At 41.5% G+C, this 13,143-nt stretch carries 9 protein-coding genes; 4 read left to right on the top strand and 5 right to left on the bottom strand.

Going from position 1 to position 13,143, the window contains the following annotated elements; all coding sequences use genetic code 11:
- Positions 1 to 368 precede the first annotated feature (368 nt).
- Positions 369 to 1,457: a retropepsin-like aspartic protease family protein gene (locus H6G14_RS13475; RefSeq protein WP_242053424.1), complete on the top strand. Its 1,089-nt coding sequence runs from the start codon at positions 369 to 371 to the stop codon at positions 1,455 to 1,457.
- Here H6G14_RS13475 and trpD read toward each other — a convergent pair.
- Complete coding sequence (gene trpD / locus H6G14_RS13470; protein WP_190567891.1) at positions 1,387 to 2,499, bottom strand: anthranilate phosphoribosyltransferase; 1,113 nt, start codon at positions 2,497 to 2,499, stop codon at positions 1,387 to 1,389. The genes H6G14_RS13475 and trpD overlap by 71 nt on opposite strands.
- 60 nt (positions 2,500 to 2,559) lie before the next feature.
- Positions 2,560 to 3,441 carry a DNA adenine methylase gene (locus tag H6G14_RS13465; RefSeq protein WP_190567890.1) on the bottom strand — a complete coding sequence of 294 codons (882 nt, stop codon included), beginning with the start codon at positions 3,439 to 3,441 and terminating at the stop codon, positions 2,560 to 2,562.
- A 62-nt stretch (positions 3,442 to 3,503) separates the two neighbouring features.
- Between H6G14_RS13465 and H6G14_RS13460 the strand changes: the two genes are divergently transcribed.
- The 3 genes from H6G14_RS13460 to H6G14_RS13450 all read left to right on the top strand — a co-directional run bounded on the left by H6G14_RS13460 (position 3,504) and on the right by H6G14_RS13450 (position 5,437).
- A complete protein-coding gene (locus H6G14_RS13460; protein WP_190567889.1) occupies positions 3,504 to 4,229 on the top strand; it encodes a cytochrome b/b6 domain-containing protein in 726 nt (241 codons plus the stop codon).
- A gap of 169 nt (positions 4,230 to 4,398) precedes the next feature.
- Positions 4,399 to 4,818 carry a hypothetical protein gene (locus H6G14_RS13455; protein WP_190567888.1) on the top strand — a complete coding sequence of 140 codons (420 nt, stop codon included), beginning with the start codon at positions 4,399 to 4,401 and terminating at the stop codon, positions 4,816 to 4,818.
- On the top strand, positions 4,808 to 5,437 hold the full coding sequence (locus H6G14_RS13450) for a hypothetical protein (protein ID WP_190567887.1): 630 nt from the start codon (positions 4,808 to 4,810) through the stop codon (positions 5,435 to 5,437). Before H6G14_RS13455 ends, H6G14_RS13450 begins: the two co-directional genes overlap by 11 nt.
- A 29-nt stretch (positions 5,438 to 5,466) precedes the next feature.
- On the opposite strand, the gene H6G14_RS13445 is transcribed toward H6G14_RS13450, so the two are convergent.
- The 3 genes from H6G14_RS13445 to H6G14_RS13435 form a co-directional block, all read right to left on the bottom strand.
- On the bottom strand, positions 5,467 to 6,561 hold the full coding sequence (locus H6G14_RS13445; protein WP_190567886.1) for a hypothetical protein: 1,095 nt from the start codon (positions 6,559 to 6,561) through the stop codon (positions 5,467 to 5,469).
- Between the two features lie 225 nt (positions 6,562 to 6,786).
- Entirely contained in the window at positions 6,787 to 10,176 is a 3,390-nt protein-coding gene (locus H6G14_RS13440) for an acetate and sugar kinases/Hsc70/actin family protein (RefSeq protein ID WP_190567885.1), read from the bottom strand.
- Between the two features lie 50 nt (positions 10,177 to 10,226).
- Positions 10,227 to 12,770 (bottom strand): P-loop NTPase family protein, encoded by a 2,544-nt coding sequence (locus H6G14_RS13435; protein ID WP_190567884.1) that lies wholly within the window; start codon positions 12,768 to 12,770, stop codon positions 10,227 to 10,229.
- Between the last annotated feature and the right edge of the window lie 373 nt (positions 12,771 to 13,143).

The following is a 13,143-nucleotide window of genomic DNA, read 5'->3' as shown; positions in this document are numbered from 1 at the left end:
TTGTTGAGATTTTTTCAGTCGTTAGTCCTTAATACCCACACTGCGAGTGTTAATTATCCCATGAGTTTGTGAATTACACGTTCGCCAGGAAATTAATTAAAACTTAAAATCAAAATAGCTAATGATGGGAAAATGCCAGAGCCGTTGGGGAAGGGAAATGAGGGTGTAAGGGTATAGGGGTATGGGGGTGTAGGGGTGTACAAGAAGAATTTCTTATTTCCCACTCCCTACTCCTCCGGTTACTGAACGCAGTCGCAGTAATACCAATTTGAAAAAAGAAGGCAACAAATATACAGCCCCAAAAGCTTGTCCTATCTTGATTCTTAATTTTGAATTTTGATGTTGGTATGACTCCCCACTCCCTCAATATGCCTTCGCTGGAACAGGTAAGATTACAATTAATTATGCTTCAGCCCTTTTTATCTCGCGCAATCCTGATTTGTTTGTCTGGTACGATCGCCTTTTTAAGTGTTGCTTGTAGCACAGACAAACAAAAAACGGCTATTCTTCGCAATCAACAGTCTGTGGTGACGGAGGATTTGCCAGTACCAGTTTCCGATGAACCACAAGTAGCACCCAATATTCCGGAGTCAACAGAGTTGCCATCATCGCCAATGGAGCCGAGTTCTTTTGAGATGGGGTTAGATAAGGCGGCTGGTGCTGAGAGTATTAGTCAATCGGCGCAATCACCTGATGATTGGTATTTGGTAGCGAGTCAGTTCCATGATGCGATCGTGCTGATGAAACAAGTCGAAAAACAAAGTCCTGAGTTTGCGATCGCTCAAACTAAAATTTCTGAGTATCAGCGTCAGATGAAAAATGCTGTACGCCAAGCTAATACTGTCGCCCGACCATTGCCTACAAGACCGACTCCCAGGGTAGTGGCAACTGCGCCTCAACAGTCTAGCTCACCCCAGTTTGTCATCCCTGTCCCACCACCTGGAAGCACAAAACTGTCAACAGAACCAGCAAATTTCCCCATATCCGCAGCACTTACCTCGGAACAAGATGTTTTTGTCGCCCCAATTAAACGGCGAATTGGGGGTACACCAATTGTGACCGTGACTTTTAACGGTCAGCAGCAATTTGACATGATTGTGGATACTGGAGCCAGTGGTACTGTGATTACTCAACAGATGGCAAATGCTTTGAGAGTTGTTACTGTGGGTAAGGCCAAGGCTAACACCGCTAGTTCTAAGGGTGTAGAGTTTCCCATTGGTTATGTAGATTCGATGGCAGTGGGAGGGGTGATAGTAAATAGAGTACCAGTAGCGATCGCTGGGGCGGAACTCGAAACTGGGCTTTTGGGACATGACTTTTTTGGCAATTACGATGTCACTATTAAGCGCAATGTCGTAGAGTTCCGCCGCCAATTGCACCCAGAAGCTAGCTCCCCAGAAAGTATACCAATTGTTCCAATTTTGCCCAAGCAGTACCAGTCTGTAGGATCTCCTTAGCGACACTCACACCTTTGGCATGGTCTAATAATGGAACTGCACCCGCCACCTGTAGCGCCAACGCCGCATTTAAAGCCACAGCGTCTTGTTGTGCTTGGGTTCCTTTGCCTTGCAGTACAGCTTTGAGAATCACTGCATTTTCTTGTACATCACCACCCCGGAGTGCGCCAATAGGAGCCGGAGTCACACCCACTTCTTGGGGATTGATTGTGGTTAATTGTACTTCACCATCAGATAAGACAGCTAAGTCAGTTAAATCACCCAACCCAGCCTCATCCAGCCTTTCTCGCCCATGTAGTACGATCGCCTTTTGCTTACCCAAATTATCTAAAGCTTGGGCAACAGTTGTCAAAAGTTTGGGAGTAAATAATCCCACCACTTGTCCAGTGGGACGCAAAGGATTGACCAACGGCCCCAGTAAATTAAACACTGTGCGGATTCTTAAAGTCCGTCGCAAAGTAGCCACCGCCTTGAGTGCAGGATGCCAACCAGGGGCAAACAAAAATGTGATCCCGACTTCTTGCAGTGCAGCTTGTACCTTTTCAGGGGAAGCACTCAAGTTAACGCCCAAAGCTTCTAAAACATCGGCGCTACCAGTCAAGCTGGAAGCCGAACGATTACCATGCTTGGCAACAGGTACACCATAAGCAGCCGCCACAAACGCCACAGCCGTAGAAATGTTAAAAGTTGATGACCCATCGCCACCAGTACCGCAAGTATCGATTATGGGGAATGGTGATTGGGTATCGGGGATTGGGGATTGGCTATATTTCCCAGTACTCAGTCTCCAATCCCCAGTCCCCAATTTAGATTGAGATTGTAGTACTTCAGCCATACCAGTCAACTCGTCGGCAGAAACGCCTTTAAAGTTGAGTGCCGTTAAGATTGCGCCAGATAACTCTGGGGGTACGGCTTCACTGAGCCAACCCTGCATCAATTCAGCAGCTTGCGATCGGCTGAGAGATTCACCATCTATTAATTGTTGCAGTAGAAGATACCAACTAGTAGAAGATTCTTGGGTAGGGATTGGGGAAGTTGTCATAGCTCAAGTTTGTTTACTTAGAGAGGCATGGCAGTTATCCTACCGAAAAATCGACTGTCATCAAAGCGAGGTTGCAATATCAACTTCTAACTGTAAATTCTGTTGATTTTTTGCCATTTTATGTAAATTATGTTTGATTTCATAATTGCTAATAAATAACTCTTTTCCCTTCGCAGCACCGCTTTGTTTATAGTTATTCATGCCATACTGCAATTCCCATTCGTATATATGAGCAGATGAAAAATTAGCTCGTATTTCCGGTGAGTTGTCGTAAGTAATTAGCCAGCGATGAGGACATTGTTGTAATAATGTAGCAAATCTCTGATGTTCAAATGATGTATGTAAATTACCATCTTTACCATACAATCTAGATTTTGTAGCACTATAATATGGCGGATCTAAAAATATGAATATATCATTTTCTTCACTATCCAATAGTTGACTATAGTCTAAGTTAGTAATCTTTATATCTTCAGTTAGTATATTTTCTAATTTCTCTAATCGTTCTATTGAGGAGTGGGTAAACCTTTTATGAAAAGCTTGTTCAGAGAAACCCCCTGATTCTACAGTACCAGAGAAAGTAATTCTGTTGAGGACAAAAAATCTTACTGCTCTGTCGAAATTTGATAAACTGCTGACATCAACTGTAGTTAATTCTAAAAACAGTAATTTACCATATTGATATTTATCTTTAATTCGACGTATTTCTTTGACTAGCTGATATAAATTAGATTGGGCAATTTTCCAGAATAGAAATAATTCAGTGTTTAAATCATTAATCCAAATTTTCAAATCAGGAAACTTTTGCTTTAAGTAAATAAATACAGAACCACCACCTACAAAAGGTTCTCGATATTCATGAAAGCTTTCTGGTAGATATTCAATTATTTGCTTGATAGCTTTTGATTTCCCACCTGGATATCGGAGTGGACTTTTAAGCATAAACTGACAAAATATGATAATATTTGCACTTAATAATTGACAAGCTAACTAATATTTTAAATATGTCCCGTTCTGCACCTTATCAGCCGTTGTTGTTAAAGATTCTTCATGGTGTGAGTGGAATTTTAGCGATCGCCGCCATCATCACAGGTTTTTTAGTTTACAATACCTTCGATGGTAGATTCGGCAAGTTACCCATCCCCCGCATTGGGGAAAGTATAGACATTCACGGCACATTTGCAGTCTTTTTCTTCTTTGTGTTTCCGGCGTTAGCCCTCTATAGCTTTCATGCAGGAAACCGCAAGCTATTACAACAGGATTCATTACAAAACTTAACTCAATTTGGTAGACCGATTTGGTGGGTGAGCTTACAAAGAATTGCCAATACACTCATGCTAATTGCGGCAGTTTTAGCTGTGTTGTCTGGCAGAATGATGAAAGAGGAATGGCTACCCACCGGAGAGTTAAATCATATTTGGTACTACTTGCACCTGATTGGTTGGGTTGTCATTGTTGCCTGTTTAGCAATTCACATTTTAATGTCTATTAAAGTTGGCGGTGTGCCATTATTACTTTCCATATTTTCATTGCAGGTACGCCCAGAAGATAGCCCGACAAAATGGCCTGGTCGTTTACAAAATTGGTTGATTAACTTATCAGCTAATTTTGGCGGAGTAATTAATAATTTTATGCAAAATAATTTCCCTCTTAGAGTAATTGAAATAATTCTGCTTGTGGGAATTATTGCAGCGTTGATATTGCCTCTATTTACTGGTAGTGAATCGTAGTATTGTATTTTTAAACGTAGCATGAGAGGGATTATAAAAAGTTATTTCAGGTATTTTAAGAGAGAAATACAACAATTTTATAGAGAAAAAATTGCAGTAATTACTCCTTTCCGAAATATACACCAGTTAAGATGATGTTAGGGATAGAAAATTGTGAGGAGCTTTAGGATTGAAGAAGTTCTCTAACTTGTTTCCGGAGGACTTACCAAGAATCATCCAAAGATCACAGCTTGTTCTCCGGGAAGGAAAATGGCGAGAGGTTAGATACAAAAGTGAAGAACGCACTGCATCGGGAGAGTATAATTTTGTCACTCTAGAAGGACAAGTCTTTATTTGTAGAGCTAGTGCTAGGCTGGGAGGTAGAGTAATTGGACATTTAGATTTAGCAATGGGAAGGGATGTAGACTATGCTGGTCGGCTCTACTTTTCAGGACGTGCCAAAAGGGGCATTCTTCGCAAGTGGACTAATGAATCTGGACATTATCAACCGACTCCTGAGTTGATGAGCAAAGCTGGTTTACCTGAAGAACTTTTTGAGCCAGATCAATTTAAAAGCCTAATCAGTATAAATTTCAACCATGATAATTGATCAAGATTTTGCAGATCATAAGGCTTTACAACAAAGGCTGATGAATGTGGAGGAATCAGTTCAGTTTGATGAAATAAACGCCCTGTTAGATCGAGATTCTGTTATTGCTTTAAAGTTGGCTAATGCTTTATTGAAAAACAAAAAATACTTTGAGATGCTGCTAGAAAGAGGATTAGAAAAAGCAAATGCGAGTGAAATAGAAATTTGGCTAAAGTATTTACTCCCGCGTATCGGCTTCCGGCGTGTCATAGCTATGTTATCTCACAAGCTATCAGAACATCCTCAGCAAGTAGTTAAGGCTTTATACTGGTTACCTAAATTCCTGCCACAGGGTAATGAACAAGCTGCTAGATTACTAAAAAATCTTTTGAATCAGGAGAAACAGATGTTAGGTGGAGAGTACAAAGCTGTTAACCCTTCAAGGCAAGTTTACAAGTTAATTTTAATAATCAAAAATACAGGTGAATTTGCAACTTTTGGTGGTTATCAGTTAGGTAGTCAAGGTTCTCAAATAGTTGTGGAAATTCTTAATTCTGAAGATTTATCTCCAACTGGTGGAGTGAGGCAAGTCTCACCTGGAGATATTGAAATTCTCAACCCACAACCTTATAACGATTGAGAGTATTAATTAAGTTGTCTTGTACTTTTCTACCTTGACGAACGAAAGATAACACGACCAGGAATTTCCTCTTGATTAATTCGTGCATAGACTCGCAAACAAGTTAAAACTTCCCCAGGAATACCACCACAATCGAGTTGTAAATCATCTTTAGAAAAGGCACAAATATCAGCATAAATTCCTGTTAGCTGGCGAATTCGCACGTCATAACCTGCATTAGTAGCTCTATCGGCTACTTTTTTCAGAGCGCGTCTTGATTCTTGTTGTAGCTTCCCCCACCAGGAATAACGCTCAGATGGTGGTACAAATACTAAAGAATTAATTGCTTCATCCATGTCAATCCAAGTGCGTAGAGTTAACAAGGGTTCGGCTATTTCCTCGGCTTTTTTTGTGCGTTGGAAACGGTCTATAAAGGTATCAATATATTGATTTTGTTGCTCTGGCTGAGAATTTAAAGGAATAACATCAAAACTAAAAACGCTTTTTAGGGCATGATGTAAATCTGGTTCTATTTCTATAAATTTACTCCATAAAAGTAGGAAACTAGCTACTAAATGTAGTTCCTCTGAAGCATCATTTTGTAGAATATTGTTGTGAAAAAATGCTTTTTGTGATAAACATAAACCTTGAGCATTGATGCTACCACTAAGTCCGGGATAGATAATTTCATTGCGGATAAAAGGCAGGTGGTAGACATATTCATTATTTGCTACTGCGCCCATTTCTTGAGCCAAATCTAAAGCTCGTTGTCGCCAAATTTGTGCTAAATCTTCGGGAACTCGTAATAATTTGCGGTGAATTTCGTTCCATAAATCGGCATCTGTATGACTCTGTAACAAAGAATCTCCCAGATATAAACCGAGTTCTGAGTCAGAATCAAAAGCCTGTCGTAGAGAATTTAGCTTAAACTCATCTGATTTTTGGCTGATAGCTACGGTCTGTTGTTCTGGCTGTAGAAGATGGCGCAGTTCTTGCAGCACTTCATCACATACCTTTGCGCCTGGGTCTTGGGGAAATTCGGCTTGAGCTTTTTTCAGGGAAGCTTCTATTCCATACAGGCTAAACCGCAATAATCGGGCTAATTCTGAGTTTTTTGTTGTTAGTAGTTGATATAAGTGCTGCATTAGTATTTCCTTTTTTTATCTCACGCAGAGAGAAGTTGCGGTGCGGTGAATCCAGCCCTGTAGGAGGGTTTCCCGCCGTAGGGGACTGGTGAACCCGGAGGGGGGTTCCCCCCGTTGAGCAAACTTCGGTGGACGCATTTCGCTGAAAGCGTTCCCGAAGGGTGGCGCAGAGAGACAGAGAGAGATTTTGTATAACTCTCCGCGTACCTCCGCGCCCCTTTGCGTTTAATGTATTCCACAAAAAGGGTCACGTTCCTTATCCACCTCATTAGGTTGCAAATCCAGTTCAGCACAGTAAACACAGCCTTCCTGTTGGAGACATTCTGCGCTTGTGGATGTCCAGTAAGGTACATCACCGGCGTGGATGCGTAAAATTCCTCGGTTGTCGAGGGTAACGCGGTATTGGCAAGGATAGTCTGCGTTGACATCTGGTTTGCGGAGTGCGCCTATACGTATCCATTTTTTGGTGTTGGTTGCGGTGTCGGTTTGGTAAATATAAAAGGTGTGTTGTCCCGTTTGGGGGAAGGGGGGAAGGGGGTTACTAATTAAGCCTGCGCCTGGTTGGGGTGAACCATCGTGGAGATAATGGAAGGTTTGCAGGGATTTGTGGTTATTTCTGTCCACTTCAAAGACTAAATGATAAGCATCTGGTTGATCTACCGTGGCTGATTCAATTACATTGACGGCAATATCACCATCATTTAAATCTTTTTCTAGACGTTCAACGGCGATGTTCCACTTCAAGTTACCTTCGGTAAATAAGGTGGATGTGTTGGATACGGCTGATATTGCCGAATTGACATCAATACCGGGAACATCAATTAGGTAATGGGGATTTCCTTGACACAAGAGGACGTTAAATTGTAAAGTCTGGTCAATTTCAAACTGGACTTTGATTTTTCGGAGAAATTCCCCTTCCTCCATTGTCAATTTTTCCATGAGATTTTTGCCGTCGAAGCTACCCCACAGGCGTAAGTCTCCGTCTTCGTAGTCTTGGCGGTAAATGATGTTGGTTAACTGTATCCCTTGCCATTCGGTGCGGACTTTAGCGACGTTTTCCCCTGGCGTGAGTTGGTATAGTTCCTGTCCAGCTTTGAAGACTGTTAATAGGTCGTTGCTTTGGGTTTTGCGTTTGAAGTTGCAAGGGAGGTAATAAAAAAGATTTTTGACATCTATTTCTAATTGGTTAGCGCCTTTACGTAGCAGTCCTTTGGATTCTTCGGGGTCAAATCTTAGCCTCCGCAGTTTCTCGGCGTAGCAAGCACCGGCGGAGGTGGCTAGTTTGGTATATTCCAAGACAAAAGTGATGCGTTCGGGATTCCAGACGAAATGGGGAGAGTTGCTAAATTCTTGGTAAATATGGCGCTGTACTAGGTCGAGGTTGCAAGTTTTACCGGAGAGAATTAACCAATCAACTTTATGGGTGTTCCAGGGGTCTATATTGTTATCTTCGGAACGTAAACGGCTTTCCATTAAGCCTTTAGCTATCCCTATTGCCTCTTTAATGGCTGAGGCGGCGGCGCGTTCAAATTGTTGGTTGTCTAAGGTGACATGGAGAGTGTCTAATTCTTTGACTTGGAATTTGATGGCGCTTTGGGTTAGCAGTTCGGCTATTTGTTGTTCAGAGAGGGTAAAGGTGAGGTTAGAAACATCATCGGGTGTTTTTTGCCCTAATTTGAGCTTGGCTGCTTCTGCATGATCCCATAAGGTATAAAAGGCTTGCAGGCGTTGGGGTGCTTGTTGCCAACGGGTGGGGATGACTTTCTCGGCTGTATCTAAAGCATCTTTATAGGCTGCGTCACCTTCAGGATTTTCTTTATCTAAACATTTCAATAGACTGCCGCTTTTGAATTTGCCTTTCTCTAAAAAGCGTTCGTTTAATTCCGAGCTAATTAAATCTTCTAGTTTGTCGCTTTCGATTTTACCAACGCTAATTGCTGTGAGTAAAGTATCAGCGATCGCCACTTTTAACAACCGATACACTCGCAAGGTAATTAACTCGCCACCTAGTTGTAAATGTCCAGAGGAACCCAACAGTTTGGGCGTAAGTTTATAGTAACGTCCGCCTAAGCCTCTATCTTCATTACTACTAAAGAATGGGGTTTTATCTTCTAGGGTGAGTTCAATTAAAGCTAAGTCTGTGGTTCCACCACCAATATCTAAGACGAGAACATTTTGCGACCATTTATTTTTTTCTTGACGGCAACGGGTTTTAAAAGACTCAATGCCAATGTTGAGATTACCACCAAACTCACGCCATAAAAAGAAGATGGCTACAGATACCGCTTCATCATAGGCAGTTTGTACGTCATCTATCCCTAATTGTTCAACTAATTCTTTGACTTCTTTCCGCACTACTGGCGGTGCAACTGTGGGGTAGGTGACAACTGCGGTTAAAAATTCCCCGTCAGAAAATCTGCGTCTAGCACGTTGGCGATAATCTTCGGTTAAATCAATTAAATGTGACCAAGCAGCTTGTACAAGTTGGTTAACATTAATTGTTTCTTCTGCACCATCTAAAATGATTGAGAAATCACGTTTTTGTCCAAAATAACGCTTTGGTGAATGGTGAAATCTGCTGATAATTTCCTTTAGAGAACTGCTGGTTCCTTGAGCGATCGCCTTTTTGCGATTGTCCCTTGCTTCCCTACCCATACGAATGTTTAAATCTGTCAAACTGGAGATTTCTAACTCGCTGGGAATTTCTGTATCTCGACGGTCGATATCTAAAACTACGGGAATGAGATTTTGCGATTCTAAGGTAGGTACGCGAAAAACTTCATGGTAGATATTATATAATTTTCTGCTGACGGCATGACGAAATCTATCGCTATTTCCTAAACATAATTCTATTTGCCGAATTGCTTCTAACAATCTGTCTCTATTATCTGTTTGAAAAACTTCACTTAATTGACTAGGGGCAACTTCTAAATTTTTACTAATATCAAGGATAAATTTATCCCATTCACTGGCGCTTGCTTCTGGTAAAGCAATAGCAGCCGGAGAACTCAACCATTGAGATAGGCGATCGCGTAATCTTAATTCCTGTTCTCTCGGTAAAACTTCGGCAATTGGCACTTCAATGGGGTCAAAAAGTGTCACTGTAGAATTAGATGTACCGAAATCTAAAGCAAACCAACCGGGGAATCTTTTACGTTGTTTAATATCGGGTTGTTGCTCATGATTAGTACGGATTTCTTGGGTATTATCTGGTTGTGTTGTTGGTTTCATAGGTAGTGACCACAGATGACAATAAGCTGCTATTTTTTTGCGTGCCGATAGCAGGGGATTTCCTGATAAATCAGAATCGAAATATTCAACAATTACTTGTAAATTACAGTTGATAGCTTGTGTTAAAGTTTGCTCTAATTTACAAGGATACTGCTCTAATTGCCCAATTTGGGAAATTTTTGGTGTAGCAGAATCAAATTGTCTATAGGCTTTTTCTATTTTTAATGCCAATTCACTTGATGCGCCCTTTACAGTGCAGGTTATGCGGGAAATATGAGGGACATTGTTCCCAGTACCAATTAATTGAATCGGGGGAAGTTCCAGATATTTTTTTTCATTAACCCGCATCTGAAAGCGTGGTGCAAGCTGAATTTTTACAGGCATTTTTTCGGTTTCCTATGCAGTCGTAATTAGTGGTGGCTACTAATTACTAATTACTGATATTTGACTGCTAAATCGGCAATTTCCGAGAGATTTTGTAACCAAGCTGGAACTGCACCAGAAGATTGAGTATCACCAGCAGCAATAAACCTCAGCAAGCCATCTTTTTTGGAGATGTTTTGCAAGGTAGGAATAATTTGATCTAAAATTCCATCTAATTCGGCATTGACTCTTTGATTCACTTCACTAACATATTGCACCAAATGTAAGCTGGCGCTAGCAGTAATTTCATCGCGGAGTCGTAACACAAACATTTGATGATTGCTAGACTTAGATAGAGTTTGTGCTTTTTCCGGCGACCAATCAAAAATTTGACCAATATCGTGTTTTTCATCCTGACGCGCCAGAGGAAACATAATTTCTGGAGTGAGGAATTTTTCTTGATGATTAATTTCCGATATAATTGCTGCTTGCCATTGGGTCGGGTCACTACCTAACAACAATTGGTAAAATAAATCAGCTTCTTCCCCGCCAAATTTACTTTCAATCTCTTGTTCTATTTCTGGGTTGAGGAGTGCTTGCAAACGCTCCCGTTCTGGGGCGATTTGTTGAGATAATTTACTTAGTAAGTCTACCACTGCCTGGCGGATGCGATCGCGCGCAAATTCTTCTACTTCTTTGACAGTCTTTTCAAAAGCTGGATAAAAATCATCACTCTTGGTAGGGATACTGGTATTGGTTCTATTTCCCCTGTCAAATAACTTACCTGCTGCACCCTTTGATTCTGTAATGGTGATTGTGCCATTATTCGCTTTGTTAAATAACAAAGTCCAATGATTCCAACTCAAAACTCTAAAGGTCAGTTCATCTTTCACCACATCACTGACCACAGTTCCCCGGCGGTCTTTGAGTGGTTCCTTACCCAAATCTTTTTGAAAGTTGCGATAGGTTTTATCTAAATTTTCTAACGCAGTCCGCAAATCAATTAAAGCCTGACTATCCCCTGTAGGTATACCCTGCTCATGAATTTCGGCGATGATACCTTTGAGATTATCCTGTTGTTGCCGTAAATTGTCGGCAGCGCGGCTAGTATCTTCATACAGTTGCTTAAGTCCGTGAGTCGCAACGTGATTTTGCATCAATTCCCGTAGCTTGGCGATACCCCCGTCTTGAGCAAAGTAACCTAACTTACGACTTAAATGGCTGCGTGGATCTGATTCTATCAGGCGATCGCTCAAATATCCCCACTTTTGCTGCAACTGTTTCGACCTCTCCAAGTAATTGGGATAGTCCAAGTTAGCCAAAAACTCTGGCGAACCCGCTTTAATAGTGCTGGAACGCTTGGCTAGTTCCGCCAGTCCCAACAGTGGCGAAAGTAAAGCGATGCGGTCTTTGTTGGTGGTGAATGCACTCGCCCCGTCGATAGTCGTTTGTAAAACCCGCAGTTGCTGTAAAACCTTATCTGCTGTTAAATTCGGCGTTCGACTCTCATCAATTAATTGGTCGAGTAGTCTTTCCCCTCCTTCACTTTCCAACGGTAACTGGTCAAATCGCCCCACACCCACCAAAATCAAATCCTTCAGGTCTTGTCCTGGGCGCTGCTGCTGCATCATAGTGAAAATCTTATTGGCGCGATCGCTCCCCGGCGATTTACCATTGAGCAATACCAAAATTGTCTGAACTTCTGCCAATTCCCGTAATGATAAAAATGTATCCCTAGCACCAGAGTTAGCCGCCCCCAAACCGGGAAAATCCAAAAGAGTAAATTCGGAAACATCTGTAATATCCCAAATTTCCCTAGAGATTTTTACATCAATATCCACACGGCGAATTAAGGGGAAACTATTTTGTAATAACTTAGTGGCTAACTTTTGCGGTGGACTCGGTAAACGAATATGGGCTGGTGGTAAATCTTCAAAGCCAAGAGTTTGGATAGCCAAAGGCTGTTCCGCCAACTGCAAACCTTCACGGGCGGAATCCGGGTCAATTTCGTAACGTCCACCGCACAAAGCTTCCCCATAGGAACTATAGGCGCGGATAAACAGCACCAACTCCCGCAAAATATAACGCAACTCTAAATTATTACTACTCTTCCAACTAGCTTCACACCAACCGAGAATTTCCTTCCCAGAACTGAGTTTTGCTGGTTGCATTGCTGGAAGTCCGGCGGCTATTGTCCGGCGGTTAGCTTCTCCTAACATGAAGCGCAAACACTCATTTACCCCTTCCCGTGTCAGATACTCGACTGTGAAATTACCAACCTGGGTAGTAGTAAAGCCCGGATGAGGAATAAGGTGAATCGCTGTGACGTTTCCTGTAGTAGGATTTTCGCTGATGGGTAAAGCGTCTGCATAGCCGATGAGGCTACCCAACAAAAGAGTTTTACCACTACTAAATTCTCCCATCACCCCAATTTTCACAGGCGATGTAGCCAGTTCTACAGTTTTTTGGGCAGCTTCCCGTAGACGTAAAAGACAATCATCTAGACTAGCAGGAACCCAATCTTCTTGTTGGGAGGGAGATTGAGGAACAAAATCTAATTTTTGAAGAATAAGTTCGCCGTACTCTTTAAAACGTCCCAGTTTTTCTGGCTCCATAGAGCAGCTTTCCGCTAAGATAAATTTCTGTGAGTTTTATAACACAAAAAAAATCTTTTCACTTTCCTATTTGCCATCTTGTTGATTAGTGGCTTTGGCGTGCTTGAACCAAGGTGTCATTTACTCACATGAAGATCTGGAAGGCTATGTAGAGTTTAATTTTTGGAAAAAAGAGATATAAGTAATTTTTAGTACCTTTTGGTAACTTAGTTTGTTGACCAAATAACTTTTTTTATAAATTCACAATTGGCGGTAGGGATTTATAAAACCAAGATGAATTTTTGAATATTCAATTTAAATAATTCTTGATTGACATACGTGATATGGAAAAGCGCAGCAATATTAATTTACAAAACCTCGGTATTTTCACCAT

The organism is Nostoc parmelioides FACHB-3921, assembly GCF_014696625.1.
Classification (GTDB): Bacteria; Cyanobacteriota; Cyanobacteriia; order Cyanobacteriales; family Nostocaceae; genus Trichormus; species Trichormus parmelioides.
Note: the sequence above shows the minus strand (reverse complement) of the source record. Positions and strands in the feature narration are given on the sequence as shown.

Coding starts and splice junctions, on each gene's coding strand:
- H6G14_RS13475 (WP_242053424.1), top strand. CDS start 369: ATGCCTTCGCTGGAACAGGTAAGATTACAATTAATTATGCTTCAGCCC.
- trpD (WP_190567891.1), bottom strand. CDS start 2,499: ATGACAACTTCCCCAATCCCTACCCAAGAATCTTCTACTAGTTGGTAT.
- H6G14_RS13465 (WP_190567890.1), bottom strand. CDS start 3,441: ATGCTTAAAAGTCCACTCCGATATCCAGGTGGGAAATCAAAAGCTATC.
- H6G14_RS13460 (WP_190567889.1), top strand. CDS start 3,504: ATGTCCCGTTCTGCACCTTATCAGCCGTTGTTGTTAAAGATTCTTCAT.
- H6G14_RS13450 (WP_190567887.1), top strand. CDS start 4,808: ATGATAATTGATCAAGATTTTGCAGATCATAAGGCTTTACAACAAAGG.
- H6G14_RS13445 (WP_190567886.1), bottom strand. CDS start 6,561: ATGCAGCACTTATATCAACTACTAACAACAAAAAACTCAGAATTAGCC.
- H6G14_RS13440 (WP_190567885.1), bottom strand. CDS start 10,176: ATGCCTGTAAAAATTCAGCTTGCACCACGCTTTCAGATGCGGGTTAAT.
- H6G14_RS13435 (WP_190567884.1), bottom strand. CDS start 12,770: ATGGAGCCAGAAAAACTGGGACGTTTTAAAGAGTACGGCGAACTTATT.